This is a genomic window from Ruegeria sp. YKSD179, from assembly GCF_059612885.1.
In genome coordinates this window covers 238284-255327 of the sequence record NZ_JBXWRL010000002.1, presented here as the reverse complement: position 1 = coordinate 255327, position 17044 = coordinate 238284, and the positions used below count along the sequence as shown (strand labels likewise).

Sequence of the window (17044 nt, the reverse complement as noted above, 5' to 3'; positions counted from 1 at the left end):
CGCTTGAGCCAACATCAGTCAAATTCAAGTTATTTAACGAAGCTTCAGGAATTCTGAAATATGGCGATCAAAATCGAAATGCTTCGATGTTTTTGTTCGGTGGCGCTGTCCGGTAACCTTGTCGAAGCCGCAGAGCGTTTGGGGCGCACTCAATCCGCTGTTTCTATGACCCTGAAACAGTTTGAAGATCATCTGGGCAAAAAGTTGTTCGAAGGAGAACGGAAAAACCGACTTTCACCATTGGGTCAGCAGGTTTTTGAAATTTCACTTAAACAAGTGCGTCAATTCGATCAGACGGTTCAATCCATCCAAGCAGCGGCAGACGCCGAACGTGGACTGCTGCGCATCGTTTCTGTTCCGTCAGTTGCAGCACTAATTTTCCCCGCTGTTCTCGACCATATGACTAAAAAGTTTACCGGATTGAAAATCGAACTGCGGGACACCGATACACAACAGGTGCTGGATGCACTGGTCGAGGGCAAAGCCGACTTGGGTATAGCTTCGGGATATCATCCAATGAATGGCTTCAATGCTGTACCGCTCTTCCAGGATCAATTTGGACTAGTATGCGCTTCTGACCACCCGCTTATTACCAGGGACGAACCGCCTACAGTCGAAGACGTTGTTTCAGCGCCGTTCATACGCAATGCCCTGTGTGACCTCATTCAGACACCAAGCTTTCAGCGCGCAATCGAACAAGCCGACGTCACCATACAAAACACACATTCGCTGATAACCATGGTAAGAACTGGCGCTTGGGTCACTGTTCTTCCTCGGATGGTCGCGAACTTCATTCCAGAAACCACGGCGTTTCGCACCATATCCGACTTGCCAGACACGCGGCAAGTTTACCTCTATGTAAGGGAAAGAGCACGCTTTAAGTACATAACCGACGAGTGCAGAGAGTTCATTCTAGATCAACGTCTTGCGTCATACTGTTAAACGAATTTCTTTTTCTCCTTCGGGCGCTGGAACCGAGGCTCGCTCACCGGACTCGACTTTGCATCAAGAGCGGGCAAAATTGGAGCGAGTAAAAAGCTTTTGCCGGGTGGGAGGAGAAGTATGCCAATTGTCCGACAGTTTGGAACTTGGGCAAAAATCGTCTTCGCCGCAGTCGTTCTCGTCATAGTGCTTAGCCCAACAAATATTGCGTTGGCCGATACAAAAACTGCAGGCGTTGTGTCACAACCCCAGCAGAACTGGGCGGAGGTCAAAACGATCCTTGATCGACGCTGTGTCGTTTGCCACAGCTGTTACGACGCGCCTTGCCAGCTAAAGTTGACCTCGCCCCAAGGTCTCTTGCGCGGGGCTAGCAAAGAAGCCGTCTATCACACCGAACGTCTGAAGGATGCACAGCCCACGCGTCTTGGCATTGATGCACAGACAGTGCCCGAATGGGTAAGGCTTGGTTTTTTTCCGATCTTACATACTGAAGAGCAATCTAAGGAAGACAGCACTTTACTGGAAAAGTACCTTAACCTTGGTCTTGAATATCCGCTGTCAGCAAATAATCCCGTACCTGACGATTTGGGCCTAGCAATCGATCGACCGCTTGTCTGCCCTACATCATCGGAATTCGGCGATTTTCGCAATTCACATCCCTTAGCCGGCATGCCTTATGCAGCGGCGCCACTATCAGAAAACGATTTTCATGTACTTACGAATTGGGTGCGCAGAGGTGCACCGATTTCGTCTTCCCTTGCGGAGATGCCCGCAGAAATTCAAAGCCAGATCGACGCTTGGGAAGCATTTCTAAATGGTTCTGATCTGCGAAATCGATTGATGAGCCGTTATCTTTACGAACACCTTTTTCTTGCGCGTCTTCATTTTGACAATGACGATTCACGAAGATTCTTTAAGCTTGTTCGGTCTATCACGCCTCCGGGTAAGGCGATTGACGTCGTCGCAACCCGGAGACCCTTTGACAACCCCGGTATCGAACAGGTCCACTACCGTTTGCAGGTTATTGATGAGAGCATCGTGCACAAGGAACACCTCGTGTACACGCTTGGCCCAGACCGGATGTCCCGATTTAAGGAGCTATTTCTGGACACTGACTGGAATTTGTTCGAATTGCCACCTTATGGCACAGCCGAAGGGGGTAACCCATTTAGTACTTTTTCGGCAATCCCAGCCCGAAGTCGATATCAATTCCTGCTGGATGACGCATTGTTTTTCGTCCGCAGTTTTATTCGCGGCCCGGTTTGTCATGGCGAAACTGCGGTAGACGTGATCGAAGACCGATTTTGGGTTAGCTTTCTCGATCCGGACGCAGACCTATCTGTTACAGACCCCGACTTTCTTGAAAACGGGGCTCAATATCTCGAACTACCAGTTTCGGATATGAATGACGGTGCGCTGGGAGATTTGCAGGCATTTTCGCATAAAAACCAGGTGCGCTACATCGAATATCGCGACAGCCAGTACCGTAACAGTTCGATTTTCACGACGGGATTTGACTATAGCTCGATCTGGGACGGCGACGGCGCTAATCCTGATGCGCGCATTACTGTTTTCAGGCATTTCGACAATGCTTCAGCGATGACTGGTTATCACGGTGCTGTTCCAGAAACCGCCTGGATAATCGACTTTCCGATATTCGAACGCATCTATTATGACTTGGTGGCTGGGTACGATGTGTTCGGGAGGGTGGAACATCAACTTTCCACACGCCTTTACATGGACGAGCTGAGAATGGAGAGCGAAGATCTGTTCCTCTCTTTCATGCCTGAAGACGTGCGGCAAGAAATGCACAATGGCTGGTACAAAGGCACCCTCGCAGAACTGCATACATATTGGCATCGCCGTCACGTCGACAACGATTTCCCGTCTGGAATTGAGTTTACAACCCCCAACCCTAAGAAAGAATTCCTTGTGGAATTATTGCGTAATGGCAAGGGTTTATGGCCTGTTTCTGATGCAATTAACAGATGTTCACCTGGTGATTGCCTACAGCACTTGCAAGATCCAATTGATCAGACCGTACGAGGCCTTGCAAATCAACGCGGCCCTTGGGTGCAATATCTGCCAGATCTATCAATTCTTATTGTCGAGACAGAGGATGGCTCATCAAGAATCTTTTCTCTTGCACATGACAAAGCACATACCAATGTCGCGTTCCTCTTCGACGAAGAAGCACGCAGAGAACCGCAAAGCGATGTACTGACGGTTATCCCGGGGCTATTTGCCAGCTATCCGAACTTTTTCTTCAATGTTCGCCAAGAAAAATTGGGTGATTTCATTAAAGAAACAAAAGCTGTTCAGTCTCAAGATGAATGGATGGAGTTAGTGGCCGAATACGGTGTGCGCAGAACAAGCCCCGATTTTTGGGAAACCAGTGATTTCCTGAATACTTACTTTTTGGATCAGAGTCCGATTGAGGCCGGCATACTGGATCTCAACCGCTACACAGATCCAAAAAAAGAAGACGATCCAACCTGACACCACAAAAACAACTAAATTCGCAGTCTAGATTAGTTGGACAATAACCCCGCCAAAGCGACTTGTCGGCTAGGGGATCGGCGCCTAGTTTAATATTATGTGGTCTTTTGCCGATATCCGGCCTGCTTACAGCAAGGCAGAGCGAATAAGCGACGGTGTTGTGCACATTGCAGGTCTGGCAGCGGCGATAGTGGCGGTTCCGACACTGATAACCTTGACCGCGCATCATCGTTCCGATCCTGACGCAGTATTGGGTGCTTCGGTATATGGGATCACTCTAATTTTGATGCTGACGCTTTCCGCCCTTTACAACATGATTGACAGCGAAAGATGGTCGGGGCTTTTACGCCGTCTTGACCACTCTGGAATTTACGTAAAGATTGCTGGAACTTATACGCCGTTCTTACTGCTATCTGGCGTTCAAGCTCCGGGGTTGCTCATTGGCCTCTGGTCTTCTGCAACCTTGGGTTCTGCATTAAAACTTGTCGACCCAAATCGGTTCAGGTGGTTTGGCCTTACCCTGTATGTGGGGATGGGATGGGCTATAGTCTGGGCCGGAGAATCTCTTTTGATGGAACTTTCACCTACCGTCTTGGCGTTGATGATTGCGGGCGGTGTTGTCTATACCTTGGGGATTATTTTTTACCTTATGGAGTGGCTGCCGTTTCATAACACGATCTGGCACGTATTCGTCCTTACAGGCAGTGTTTTGTTTTTCATTGCTGTGGCGGTGCGCATAGCACTGGTTCCACAAATTCAACTCTGAACGTCGGTGAGAAACCCCACCCCTCTTTACCCATATCTCGGCGTTTTCCGGCTTTGCGTGGTTTTTACTTCACTTGCGGTAGATCGCATTCAATCTGAAATTACATTTGCGATATGGCTTGGTCTCCCATCACATCAGAGACGTAAAAAGTGTTTAAAATCAATTTGCAATCTAAATACTAAATTTTTAGTTTGACAGCATGGCGAAAAATCGCTGATGCTGTCCCTCATCCGGTCTAGACCGGAGAGCCATAATTTTTGGGAGGAAACAGATGCGGAGACATCTACTTTCCGCAGTGGCGGCGGCTGCCGTCATTGCGGGGCACGGTCCCGTGTGGGCCGACGAAGCCGCAGCACAACGCTGGATCGACGACGAATTCCAGCCATCGACACTGTCGAAAGACGAACAGATGGCGGAAATGCAATGGTTCATCGAAGCCGCACAGCCTTATGCTGGCATGGAAATCAACGTCCTTTCCGAAGGCATCCCGACACACTCCTACGAATCCGAGGTCTTGACCAAAGCGTTCGAGGAAATCACGGGAATTAAGGTCAACCATCAGATACTTGGCGAAGGCGAAGTGGTTCAGGCGGTCCAAACCCAGATGCAGACCGGACGGAATCTGTACGACGGTTATGTAAACGATAGTGACTTGATCGGCACTCATTCACGTTTGCAGCTTGCTTATCCGCTAACCGACATGATGGGCGGCAATTGGGCGGCTACAACTTCACCTACGCTGGACTTGGATGACTTTATGGGCATTCAGTTCACGACCGGACCTGATGGCAAACTGTATCAGCTGCCTGACCAGCAATTCGCGAACCTCTATTGGTTCCGTAAGGACTGGTTTGATGACGAAAACAACAAAGCCGCTTTCAAAGAAAAGTACGGTTATGATCTTGGAGTACCGGTCAACTGGTCAGCATATGAGGACATCGCCGAGTTCTTTACTAACGACGTAAAGGAAGTCGACGGAGTGGCGATCTATGGCCACATGGACTACGGCAAACGCGCACCAGACCTAGGTTGGCGCATGACCGACGCTTGGCTGTCGATGGCTGGCGCGGGCGACAAAGGCGAGCCGAACGGCATTCCCGTCGACGAATGGGGAATCCGTATGGAAGCGGGCACCTGTAATCCGGTTGGTGCATCGGTGTCTCGTGGTGGTGCAGCAAACGGCCCAGCAGCGGTTTATGCGATCCGTAAGTGGGATGAGTGGCTGCGGAACTATGCTCCTCCGGGTGCTGCGTCCTATGACTTCTATCAGTCGCTTCCGGCACTCAGCCAAGGCAACGTGGCTCAGCAGATTTTCTGGTACACAGCCTTTACAGCCGACATGGTGAAGCCGAAGTCCGAAGGCAACAATACTGTGGACGACGAAGGCACACCGCTTTGGCGGATGGCTCCCAGCCCACACGGCCCTTATTGGGAAGATGGACAGAAAGTTGGCTATCAGGACGTGGGTTCTTGGACGTTCCTGAAATCAACTCCTGAGGATCGCGCACAGGCTGCTTGGCTGTACGCTCAATTCGTGACCTCCAAAACTGTCGATGTGAAGAAGTCCCACGTTGGTTTGACCTTCATCCGCGACAGCTCGGTCAACCACGAATCGTTCACCGAACGCGCACCCAAGCTGGGCGGTCTTGTCGAGTTTTACCGCTCGCCTGACCGCGTCGCATGGTCGCCGACCGGCATCAACGTTCCGGACTATCCGAAGCTGGCCCAGATTTGGTGGCAGCAAATTGGAGACGTGAACTCTGGTGCATTCACTCCGCAAGAGGCAATGGACCGTCTGGCTGAAGAAATGGACATCACCATGGCCCGCATGCAAGCCGCGGATGAAGGTGCCGGTGTATACGGCGGCTGTGGCCCACGTTTGAACGAGCCACAGGATCCCGCCTTCTGGCTAGAGAAAGAGGGTTCTCCCAAGGCTAAGCTGGAAAACGAAAAGCCAGAGGGCCAGACCGTCAACTATGACGAACTGGTTCAGCGCTGGCAGTCCCAGTAAAGCGTTGAAACCCGGGGGTGCCGTTTCAGGCATCCCCACCCAAGACCAAGGCAGCGAAATTTGCTGCGGGATCGGAATCCACGGACATGATTGAACTACAAGACGCGACAAAACGGGTCGGCAACGTCATCCATATCAAGCCAACGAACCTGACGCTGCAAACAGGCCATTTTAACGTATTGTTGGGTGCAACTGGCTCGGGAAAAACCTCTCTGATCAAGATGATGGCCGGGTTGGATCCGATCGCTTCTGGCAGCGTCCTGATGGACGGGCAAGACGTTACGCGGTTGAACACTCAGAAACGCAAGATCAGCCTCGTGCACCAGTTCTTTGTGAATTACCCACACATGACGGTGTTTGAGAACATAGCCTCGCCGCTTCGCGTGGCAGGTATGGCCCAATCCGAAATCGACGGACGTGTGGAAGAGGCCGCCGATCTACTGCAGCTGCGCCCGATGCTGCAACGTCGTCCGCACGAGTTGTCAGGTGGGCAACAACAACGCACCGCCCTAGCCCGCGCGATAGCAAAGGAAAGCCGCGCCGTTTTTCTGGACGAGCCGTTGGCCAACCTGGACTACAAACTGCGCGAGGAACTACGAGAGCAACTACCCGATTTGTTCGCTGGTCGTGGCGCGGTCGTTGTCTATGCCACCTCGGAACCCGAAGAGGCTTTGCTGCTGGGTGGCCGGACAGCCCTAATGGAAGACGGGCACGTGACCCAGTTCGGATCAACAGCAGATATTTACCGAAACCCCGAAAACCTCGCTGCAGCGCGCGTGTTCTCGGACCCCCCGATTAACGTTGCACCAATAAATGTGTCGGACTCAACGGCTCGACTGGCGGGCGGTGGTGACTGGGCCGTGCCAGAAATGGCTGACGGAAACTATGTGGTCGCCGTACGTCCACATCGCGTGACACCTTTCCGCACTTCGGAAGCAGATGTTGAGCTGACCGGCCGTGTGATTGTGACTGAATTATCTGGATCCGATTCCAGCGCTCATTTCCAACATGGGGATGAAGCGTGGGTTTCACTGGCGGCTGGAGTTCACCCTTATGAAGTGGGTGAGGATCACATTTTCTATATGAACCCGGCTCATTGCCGTTATTTCGGCCAAAACGGCAAAAGGGTGGCCTGACATGGCGCAGATCAAGCTTTCCAACCTCAAACACAGTTATTTGCCGTCGCCCCTGGGCCCAGAAGACTATGCCCTTAAGGAAATCGACGTGACTTGGCGTGATGGCGGGGCATACGCTCTGCTTGGTCCTTCCGGTTGCGGTAAATCCACATTGCTGAACATAATTTCAGGTCTTTTGACCCCATCCGAGGGGCAGATTCTGTTCGACGGGCGTGATGTAACCGCCCTGCCCCCAGACCAGCGCAATATAGCGCAGGTTTTCCAATTTCCCGTTATTTACGACACTATGACCGTTGGCGAAAACTTGGCGTTCCCTCTCAAAAACCGGGGTGTGGATGCAGCGACAATCAACCAGCGCGTCGATGAAATCGCCAAGATGCTGGACGTCACGGACATGCTTGACACCCGAGCCTCTGGGCTCAGCCCGGACAACAAGCAAAAAATTTCGATGGGCCGGGGGCTGGTACGCGACGACGTGAATGCCGTCATGTTCGACGAACCCCTGACGGTTATTGATCCGCACCTTAAATGGAAGCTGCGCTCGAAACTGAAGGAACTGCACCAACAAGTGAAAGCCACGATGATCTACGTCACTCACGACCAGACCGAGGCACTGACATTCGCCGATGAGGTCGTTGTGATGCAAGAAGGCGAAGTGGTGCAGATCGGTACACCCGTAGATTTGTTCGAGAGACCTCAACACACTTTTGTCGGTCACTTCATCGGCTCACCCGGAATGAATGTCCTACCCTGCGAGGCCAAAGGCGATCGTGCAATCTTCGAAGGCCACGAAGTCCATTTGGAAGGACCTGTACAAGGGACCGGAGGTAACACCAATCTGGGCATTCGCCCCGAATATGTGGGTTTTGGCGAGACGGGCATCCCTGCGCATGTGACCAAAGTTTCTGATATCGGCCGTCACTATGTAGTAAGCGCAATTGTTGGCGACACCGCTTTGAAAGTAGTGTCAGAACACAGCGCGCCGGAACCTGGATCACAAGTATTCCTGCAGTTCAAACCTGAACAATCCCGTGTTTATCGCGACGGCTGGATCGCAACCGAGGAGCGCGGCACATGAGAACAGAAAACCAAAGGGCGTGGTTCTTTGTGCTTCCAGTCCTGGCGCTGGTCGCATTCAACGCATTGGTGCCGATGATGACAGTTGTCAATTATTCGGTGCAAGAAACATTTGGGAACAACCAATTCTTCTGGGAGGGGTTGGGATGGTTCGAGCAAATCCTCCGCTCGGATCGGTTCCAAGCAGCACTGGGGCGCCAATTTCTGTTTACTGCCCTGATCCTTATGATCGAAGTACCTTTGGGTATAATCGTGGCCCTTTCGATGCCGCGTAAAGGGATTTGGGTGCCGGTGTGTTTGGTTTTGATGGCTTTACCAATGTTGATCCCTTGGAATGTGGTGGGATCGATGTGGAACATCTTCACCCTGCCCAAGATTGGATTGTTGGGCTATTTCCTGAATGATGTCCTTGGCATCAACTATGACATGACCCAACAACCAATCTCGGCCTGGATTACCGTTATCGTAATGGATGTCTGGCATTGGACTTCGCTGGTAGTGTTGCTTTGTTATGCCGGGCTGGTTTCGATACCAGACGCCTATTATCAAGCTGCAAAGATTGACGGTGCATCCAACTGGTCGGTCTTTCGCTACATCCAGTTGCCCAAAATGAAAACTGTTCTGACGATCGCGATCCTGTTGCGCTTTATGGACAGTTTTAACATATACACAGAGCCCTTCGTGTTGACCGGCGGTGGTCCCGGAAACTCGACCACGTTGCTGTCGATTGACCTTGTGAAGATCGCTTTAGGGCAGTTCGATCTTGGCCCCGCAGCGGCAATGAGCTTGATTTATTTCGCCATCACGCTGTTGGTCAGCTGGGTCTTCTACACTCTGATGACAAAGGACGACGCCGAATGAGAAAGCGTTCCCTGATACCCATCCTCTATATCGCATTCCTGATGCTGCCAATCTATTGGCTCGTAGCGATGTCGTTCAAAACCACCAACGAAATTCTCTCTGGTTTTTCGCTTTTTCCACAGACATTTACGTTGGATAACTACATAACGATCTTCACCGATCCAACGTGGTATTGGGGTTATATCAACTCGATCATTTACGTAACGATCAACACGGTGCTTTCTGTTTGTGTTGCATTGCCCGCGGCCTACGCATTCTCACGTTACAGGTTTCTTGGCGACAAGCAGCTGTTCTTTTGGCTGCTGACCAACCGGATGGCGCCCGCTGCTGTCTTTGCGCTGCCATTCTTTCAGCTTTATTCGTCAATTCATCTTTTCGACACCTACCTGGCCGTAGCGCTGGCACACACCTTGTTCAACGTGCCGCTGGCGGTCTGGATCCTGGAGGGATTCATGCGAGGCATCCCAAAAGAGTTGGACGAAACCGCCTATGTGGATGGCTATTCCTTCCCTAGATTCTTTGTGAAAATCTTCCTCCCCAACATCAAAGCCGGGGTTGGGGTCGCCGCTTTCTTTTGCTTTATGTTTTCATGGGTGGAAATGCTTCTGGCCAAGACGCTTACTGCAGTTGAGGCAAAACCCATAGCGGCGGTGATGACCCGAACGGCATCCAGCGCTGGGTACGAGTTGGGGTTATTGGCGGCGGCGGGAACGCTGACAATCATCCCCGGCGCCATCGTCATCTGGTTTGTCCGAAACTACATCGCGCGCGGCTTCGCGATGGGTCGAGTTTGAGGTTCGATATGCAAAAACTTCTCACAGCACTCATTGCTCTTCTGCCTTCCTCGGCATTAGCACAAGCTAAGGCCGGTTGGGGTAATGTGGGCCAGCAGGAAGAAGCGGGATTCTCTTGGACCGCCCCGCTGTGGCCTGATTTCTGGATGGCATGGACGCCCGCGACTCTGGCCGTATTTGTTGGCATCTTCTCGGCAATTGCGATCATCGGCGTCCTTGAGATTTTTAAGTTTCGAGACGGCATTGAACGGCGCGGTGTTCTGGGTCTTACAACCACACTGGGTGATCGTCTGTTCATCACTTTATTGGGTTCTGCCTACATTTTTCTGGCATGGCTCGGGCTAGTGGGGCAACCGGTCTGGACCCCGCTTTTCATTTCAATTGGCTGGGGCTTTTTCGTCTTTTGGAAAGTTTAGGCTTTGCGTAACGGCAAAAGGATGCTTGTTTTACAAGCACACTAGGTAAAATGGTGACACCGAGATCTATGCGAAAAAGAAAGACGGGAAATCTTCTGACCGAGGTTGAACTTGAGTTCATGAACGAACTCTGGGGCCTTGGGCAAGGCTCGGTGCGTGATGTCCTGGACCGCCTTCCGCCAGAGCGAAACCTGGCCTACACTTCCGGCGCAACGATCCTGCGAATTCTCGATGAAAAAGGTTTTGTCGAAAGTCACAAGGACGGCAAGACGCTGATCTACAGGCCGCTTCTGGAGAAAGACAGGTATCAGGCGCGCTCGCTTCAGAACCTGTCCCGCACACTATTCGACGACACGCCCGCATCTCTGGTTGCGCGTTTAGTCGACGATGCGGGGCTGAGCGAAGCGGATCTCGAGGAAATTCGGGCACTGGTAGAGAGGAGACTGCAAAATGACAGCGGTTAAACCGGTTCTCGATGCGTATCTCGAATTGAATCTTGTATTGGCTTTGTCGGCGATTGTTTGGCTGGCATCTAGAGCGTTGTTGTCACGAACCCGTCTGGGCCACAGCTATGTCGTTCAATTACAGGCGCTTAAGGCGCTGTGCGTATGCGTAATTCTTAGCCCCTTACTGGCTTTGGGTGCCACGTCAATAGCCGCCCAGCTTTGGCCGGGCCAAACTGTGGCCTTCGGAGACATTGCAGTTGCGGCATATTTACGTGGCGACATCGCAATTCCGGCAATTCAATTCGAAGCACTGCTAAACACCCGCCAGCATTTGGTCGAGCTCTTGATGTCAGGCGAAAACTCAGCGTTGACCGGCATTTTCTACCTGTTGGCCGCGACCTCTGCGCTTTTGGCGTTTCGCGTGTTCCGCGACGCGCTGGTCATTCGTGAAACGGTTCACAACAGTTTTTTGTGGCGGAGTTCGAACAAAGTCGACATCCGCTTGTCAGATCGCGTTTCCGTACCCTTTGCAGTTCGAGGATTACGCCGATGCCATATAGTTTTGCCAAGCCACTTACTGGACACGCCGCGGGAACTACGCTTCGCCCTGGCACATGAACTCCAGCACGTGCGCTCTCACGACGTTGAATGGGAATTGGGATTAGAACTTTTGCGCCCACTGTTGTTCTGGAATCCGGCTTATCTGGTCCTGAAATACCAATTCAACCGCCTGCGCGAACTTGCGTGCGATCAATCTGTTGTAACTCGAAAAGGTATCGATGCGCGCGATTATACGTCGTGTTTACTCGATTACTGTGCCCGGACTGTGGCGCGAAACCATCCTAAGGTTTTGAATGTCGCCTTGGTTTCCGAGGGAAAAGCTAAGCGCGTATTGCGTCAACGCGTCATCGCATTGGCAGACGCTCCAACAATTCAATCTGCTGTGCCGATGGCTTTTCTAGGTCTTTCGCTGATGTTCGCTGTCTTGCTGGCGGTTGGATCAGCCGGCATGCAACAAACTCAGGATTGGAGCCACGACAGATTGATGCTGTCAACGGTCGTGAACCTTGAGCGATTGCAAGCTCGTAATCAGGGAAACTGAGCCCACCAAGGTAATCTCTTATGAGAAGGCTCCGACCCAAAGACTAGTTCGCGCTTTATCCCGACCCTTTAAACTCGATGAAAGGGCCTGGGCGTTAGAGGCGGCCACTGGCCCCAAAACTTCGTCAGGACGCTTGATTCGAAGCGTTGGAAAGTATCGCAGCGCCGGATTTCGCAGCGGATCGTGAAGCTTTGGCAAGCAGCGTCACGTCGATATCTGTAGCTAGAAACGTGGCCCCTTGGTCAACGCATTTTTTTTGCATTTCCGGATCTAACGTCAAAATGCCCGCGGCCTTGCCCGCGTCCACGATCCGGGCAAGTGCGTCCATGATTGCGGACACAACAAGCGGATGATCAGCGTTCCCAAGGTGGCCAAGATCCGCAGCCAGATCTGCAGGTCCAATAAAAACACCGTCGATATCGGTTTCCAGAATATCGCCCAGCGCTTCAAGTCCTAGACGGTTTTCCACTTGTACAAGCAAACAGATTTGTTCGTCTGCCGTTGTTAGATAATTCGGGATCGCCCCAAAACGGGAAACACGAGCCAAGGAAGAGCCAACTCCACGCACGCCAGCTGGCGGATAGCGAACGGCTCTGACAAGGTCTTCTGCTTGTTGGCCGCTTTCAACCATAGGTACAAGTATGCTTTGCACTCCTGCATCAAGATATTGCTTGATCATCCACGTCTCACCGATCGGCAAACGGGCGACTGGGTGGCTGTCTGAGGCCTCAACCACGCGAATTTGCTCGAGTGTCGAACGAAGATCGTTTGGAGCATGTTCCCCGTCGACCAACAACCAGTCAAACCCGGCTGTTGAAACGACTTCGGCGGCATAGGCATCAGCCAGCGCCAACCAGCATCCTAGCTGAGGTTCTCCGGCTTTCAGAGCGGCTTTGAAGGTGTTGGTTGGCGCAGACACTTGGCGCTCCTTTAGGCAAAGCGAACATCGACCGACCCAAACGAGCCGAAATCAGCATGAATTCTGGTATTTGGCGGGCACTCTATAGGTCGAATGAAACTACCTGATAATATCACATGACCGGGTTCAATGCTCTGGCCGTACTGCGCCATACGACGCGCCAGCCATACGACACTTTCAATCGGGTCGTTTAAGACACCAGCTCCAAGCCCTGTCTCTTCGATCTGATCGTTGCGAAAGGTTATGGCGCCGACCCATCTAAGGTCGAAAGCATCCAAATCATGCCGGTCAGTCCCCAGTACGACCCCAGCGTTCGCCGCGTTGTCACTGATTGTATCTAAGACATTGCGTGCAGTTCCAGTCTGTGGATCAACGCGGTGGATCCTTGTGTCTAGGATTTCAAGGGATGGCGCGACATAGTCCGTCGCTGCAATTACGTCGCCGCGGGTCACGTCCTTTCCACCAACAGACGATTTCATCACAAACGCGATTTCGGCTTCGACACGCGGTTGAATGAAGCGTCCCTTTGGAACGGTATCACCGCTTTCGAAAAGCATGTTGTCAAATAGTATACCGCTGTCCGGAACGTCGATGTTCAGCGCATATTGCATCGCTTTTGAAGTGAGTCCGATTTTCCAACCTATCACCTTTCGGCCTTGGGCCAGTTTCTGACGGTGAATTTCCTTTTGAACTTCGTAGGCGTCACTCATATCCATCTCGGGATAGCGCAGCGACAAAAGGCCTACCTGCTTACGAGTACGTTCGGCCATGAGCAGGTCTGCAGCAGCACGGAAGTGATCATCTGGCGTCATAGCGCTTCGTCCTCAACCGTATTGCGAAGTGTTCCGATACCATTAACCGAAACCTCCACAACATCGCCAGGTTTCAAAAACCTTGGCGGGTCGAACCGGGCTCCGGCACCAGTTGGCGTGCCCGTCACGATTATATCACCGGGTTGGAGGGTCATAAAGGTCGAGATGTATTCGATCTCGCGGCGGATGGGAAACATCATTCGGTTCAGAGTGTCATCCTGACGAAGCTCACCGTTCACGTGCGTTTGTATTCTTGCTTCGTCAAGTTGCGCGGCATTGCTAAACGGTACCAGCCAAGGCCCAAGTGCACCTGATCGATCCCAGTTCTTGCCTTGCGTTACATTAAACTTTGCATGGCGCACCCAGTCACGGATCGTGCCCTCATTACATAAGGTCAAAGCGGCGATGTGGTCGTATGCGTCTGCCTGAGCGATCCTGCGGCCACCTTTTCCGATCACAATGGCCACTTCACCTTCATAATCCAACTTGTGGCTTTCCGGAGGCAGGATCAATGGGCGTTCATGCCCGGTAAATCCGCTGGCAAAACGGGGAAACAACGACATGTATTCCGGTTGCACACTACCATCTTTGTACTCAGCATTACGGTCAGGAAAATTTACACCAACACATAGAATTCTGGATGCATTGGGCAGAACCATCTCGTATTGGAAGACCTTGTGCGAAGTCGGCCTACTCTTCGCCGCTTGTTCAAGTTCGCCCAGCGCGTTGTTTTTTACAACGTCCAGCAAGGTCGGCCATTGAGGGAAACTATCATCCAACGCGATCATGCCATCTTCGGTTACTGCCCCGTAATGAAAGTGACCTCCGACGGAAAAGCTCGCAAATCTCATTGCAACGCCCTCCAAACATCCGTGATCACAACAGGCGCCATCATGACCTGTTCGCGTGTGGTGTCGAATTGACCAACCTGAAACCTAATCACCTTGCGACCTTCGAACATGCCCTGAGTCAGGTAAATGCGCCCATCATCATTCAATGCATCGACTAAGCGCTGTTGCGCAGCGTCATCACCTGGGCAGCGAAATGAAAAAAGGCTTAAAATCGGTTCGGTAACAATCTCAAACCCTTCGGTTGCGCGGATTTCATCGCACACTTCGTGCGCCCAAGCTACGTGGTTACGAATACGTTCACGCAGCCCCTCCAAACCGTAGGAGCGGATGAGGAACCAGATCTTAAGCGCACGAAACCGACGTCCCAGCGGGATGGTCCATTCGGAGTAATTTGTTACCTCAGCACCGGTGGTTTTTAGGTATTCCGGTTCAATCTTCAGAGTGTTGAGTTGAGGTGTCGGATCACGCAGGAATTGTACCGAGCAATCGAACTGCGCACCGAGCCACTTATGTGGGTTGAAAACAATGCTGTCGAAACCCTCAACCCCCGCCCAAAAATCGCCTCTGAACTCCGGGCAAATCATTGCGGACCCAGCCCAAGCCGCATCAAGATGCGTGTACAAATCCTGTTCAATTGCAACCTTCAAGACCTCGCCCAAACGATCGCTGGCACCAATACCGGTGCCACCGGTTGCAGCGATAATGCCCGCTGGTTCGCGGCCAGCATCGCGATCACTGGAAATGGCTTGGCGCAGTGCCGCAACATCCATCGAATGGCGCGGACCATTTGTGGGAATCTTGATCAGGTTGTTTTGACCGATCCCCGCAACCCAACATGCCCTATCGATGGAAGAATGGACTTGGTCGGAACAATAGATGCGCAAGTCACCCTTTGCGTTCAGCCCGTCGCGATTGCCGGTGAAGCCAGTTGCCCGTTCGCGCATGGTCAAAACCGCCGAAAGTGTTGCGGAAGAGGCGCTGTCCTGAATAACCCCAGTATATTCAGGCGGTAGATCAAGCGCCTGGCGTAACCAGTCAACCATAACACCTTCAAGCTCGGTTGCTGCAGGCGAAGTCTGCCACAACATGCATTGCGCTGCGACAGTCGTGATCAGCATGTCCGCCAGCATTGAAGGAGGTGCTGCGTTAGCTGGAAAATATGCGAAAAATCGGGGATGCTGCCAATGGGTCATTCCAGGCATTACGATCCGTTCGAAATCGGCCATGATGTCTTCCATGGTCTCGGATTCATCAGGTGGAATTTCCGGCAATTGAGCGGCAATTTCACCCGGAGCCGTCTGCGCCCTTACTGGGAGTTCAGGAAGACCCTTGTGATAATCCGCAGCCCAGTCAGAAATATGTTTGCCCCAATGGCTGAACTCATCCCAGTTCATTCACAACTCCGTAGTAAATTTTATGGTGCGATAATCGGGGTAGCATTCAACTCGGCTTCTTTAACTGCGACATCAGTAAACTGCGTTCCATGTTCGAACCAGCTGCGCGGTGCCGGAGCCCCCCAAAGAGTTTGGCGTTGCGGGTCTTTCAAATCCCATTTCAAAGGTTCGTGGTCGGGATCTACGGTTTGATAATCCGAGCTATAGATTTCGATCCGGTGACCATCCGGATCAAGAATATACAAGAAGAACGCATTTGAAATACCATGCCGACCCGGTCCCCGCTCTATATTCTCTACGTATCCGGTCGTCGACATTACATCCAGTAAGTCGATGATGTGCAACGGATTGGCTACCCAAAACGCCACGTGGTGCAACCGAGGGCCAGTACCGTTTGTAAAGGCCATATCATGCACACCGCCTTTTCGGTGCAGCCACGCGGCCCAAAGGCGTTTACTTTCCTCATCCTCGGTGTATTCGGTCACTCGAAAACCCATTTCACTGTAAAAAGCGACGCTGTCATCCACATTGGGGCTGAAGCAGTTAAAGTGGTCGATCCGCAGAGGGCGCACACCGTGATAGCGCGCGTATTGCTGATGGATCGTCGGCAAACGGTCCATCTTGTGATAAAATTCCAAAGGAACGCCATTGTTGTCAGATGTCAAAAGCGTCCGGCCTTGATACGGTCTTTCAATCCACTTGGTTGGTCGACCCTTTGTTTGAAACCATTTGTTTGCCCGGTCCAAGTCTGTTTCGTCAAACAGCTTGAAGCCCATGACTTCAACAGTGCCCGGGGCGTCTGATGCCTGCAGAACAATGCTGTGGTGTCCCCGCTCCTCTAGCGCGCGCAAATAGATGTGACTGTCAGTTTCGTTGGTCACCTGAAGGCCAAACATGTCCACATAGAACTTACGCGAAACCGCCAAATCTTTGACATTCAGACAAACATGGCTCAGTCGGATTGTATTGAAATCCGGGTAAAGGTTCGGTGCGGGTACTGGCATTTTAAACTCCCATG

General features: G+C 52.0%; 16 protein-coding genes. 11 read left to right on the top strand and 5 right to left on the bottom strand.

All coding sequences use genetic code 11. From position 1 onward, the window contains the following. Nucleotides 1-60 precede the first annotated feature (60 nt). The 11 genes from AC2FNE_RS01445 to AC2FNE_RS01395 all read left to right on the top strand — a co-directional run bounded on the left by AC2FNE_RS01445 (nt 61) and on the right by AC2FNE_RS01395 (nt 12050). Nucleotides 61-942, top strand: coding sequence for a LysR family transcriptional regulator (locus tag AC2FNE_RS01445; RefSeq protein ID WP_170603903.1), 882 nt, complete (start codon nt 61-63; stop codon nt 940-942). A 120-nt stretch (nt 943-1062) separates the two neighbouring features. Further along, nucleotides 1063-3441 (top strand): fatty acid cis/trans isomerase, encoded by a 2379-nt coding sequence (locus tag AC2FNE_RS01440; protein WP_496804629.1) that lies wholly within the window; start codon nt 1063-1065, stop codon nt 3439-3441. Between the two features lie 97 nt (nt 3442-3538). Next, a complete protein-coding gene (gene trhA / locus AC2FNE_RS01435; protein WP_170476055.1) occupies nt 3539-4207 on the top strand; it encodes a PAQR family membrane homeostasis protein TrhA in 669 nt (222 codons plus the stop codon). A 271-nt stretch (nt 4208-4478) separates the two neighbouring features. Further along, nucleotides 4479-6218, top strand: a complete 1740-nt coding sequence (locus tag AC2FNE_RS01430; protein WP_170603905.1) for an ABC transporter substrate-binding protein — start codon at nt 4479-4481, stop codon at nt 6216-6218. 86 nt (nt 6219-6304) lie between these two features. Continuing rightward, nucleotides 6305-7354 (top strand): ABC transporter ATP-binding protein, encoded by a 1050-nt coding sequence (locus tag AC2FNE_RS01425; protein WP_170603906.1) that lies wholly within the window; start codon nt 6305-6307, stop codon nt 7352-7354. A gap of 1 nt (nt 7355) precedes the next feature. Further along, nucleotides 7356-8432, top strand: coding sequence for an ABC transporter ATP-binding protein (locus tag AC2FNE_RS01420; RefSeq protein ID WP_170603907.1), 1077 nt, complete (start codon nt 7356-7358; stop codon nt 8430-8432). Further along, entirely contained in the window at nt 8429-9292 is an 864-nt protein-coding gene (locus AC2FNE_RS01415) for a carbohydrate ABC transporter permease (RefSeq protein WP_170476063.1), read from the top strand. Before AC2FNE_RS01420 ends, AC2FNE_RS01415 begins: the two co-directional genes overlap by 4 nt. Next, a complete protein-coding gene (locus AC2FNE_RS01410) occupies nt 9289-10086 on the top strand; it encodes a carbohydrate ABC transporter permease (RefSeq protein ID WP_170476065.1) in 798 nt (265 codons plus the stop codon). The genes AC2FNE_RS01415 and AC2FNE_RS01410 overlap by 4 nt, the downstream gene beginning before the upstream one ends. 8 nt (nt 10087-10094) lie before the next feature. After that, nucleotides 10095-10502 carry a DUF2160 domain-containing protein gene (locus AC2FNE_RS01405; protein WP_170476066.1) on the top strand — a complete coding sequence of 136 codons (408 nt, stop codon included), beginning with the start codon at nt 10095-10097 and terminating at the stop codon, nt 10500-10502. A 68-nt stretch (nt 10503-10570) separates the two neighbouring features. After that, nucleotides 10571-10966 carry a BlaI/MecI/CopY family transcriptional regulator gene (locus AC2FNE_RS01400; protein WP_170476068.1) on the top strand — a complete coding sequence of 132 codons (396 nt, stop codon included), beginning with the start codon at nt 10571-10573 and terminating at the stop codon, nt 10964-10966. Continuing rightward, the gene (locus tag AC2FNE_RS01395; RefSeq protein WP_170603908.1) at nt 10953-12050 is read left to right on the top strand and encodes a M56 family metallopeptidase; all 1098 of its coding nucleotides are present in this window, start codon (nt 10953-10955) and stop codon (nt 12048-12050) included. The genes AC2FNE_RS01400 and AC2FNE_RS01395 overlap by 14 nt, the downstream gene beginning before the upstream one ends. Before the next feature lie 124 nt (nt 12051-12174). On the opposite strand, the gene AC2FNE_RS01390 is transcribed toward AC2FNE_RS01395, so the two are convergent. From AC2FNE_RS01390 to hpaD, 5 genes are read right to left on the bottom strand one after another with little or no spacing between them, the layout of a single operon-like run. Then, nucleotides 12175-12969, bottom strand: a complete 795-nt coding sequence (locus tag AC2FNE_RS01390; protein ID WP_170476073.1) for an aldolase/citrate lyase family protein — start codon at nt 12967-12969, stop codon at nt 12175-12177. An 11-nt stretch (nt 12970-12980) separates the two neighbouring features. Then, complete coding sequence (gene hpaH / locus AC2FNE_RS01385; RefSeq protein ID WP_170476075.1) at nt 12981-13781, bottom strand: 2-oxo-hept-4-ene-1,7-dioate hydratase; 801 nt, start codon at nt 13779-13781, stop codon at nt 12981-12983. Further along, a complete protein-coding gene (locus AC2FNE_RS01380; RefSeq protein WP_496804628.1) occupies nt 13778-14632 on the bottom strand; it encodes a fumarylacetoacetate hydrolase family protein in 855 nt (284 codons plus the stop codon). Before AC2FNE_RS01380 ends, hpaH begins: the two co-directional genes overlap by 4 nt. Next, nucleotides 14629-16026: a pyridoxal phosphate-dependent decarboxylase family protein gene (locus AC2FNE_RS01375; RefSeq protein ID WP_170603910.1), complete on the bottom strand. Its 1398-nt coding sequence runs from the start codon at nt 16024-16026 to the stop codon at nt 14629-14631. Before AC2FNE_RS01375 ends, AC2FNE_RS01380 begins: the two co-directional genes overlap by 4 nt. Nucleotides 16027-16046: 20 nt before the next feature. Then, nucleotides 16047-17030: a 3,4-dihydroxyphenylacetate 2,3-dioxygenase gene (gene hpaD / locus AC2FNE_RS01370; protein ID WP_496804627.1), complete on the bottom strand. Its 984-nt coding sequence runs from the start codon at nt 17028-17030 to the stop codon at nt 16047-16049. Nucleotides 17031-17044: the final 14 nt, after the last annotated feature.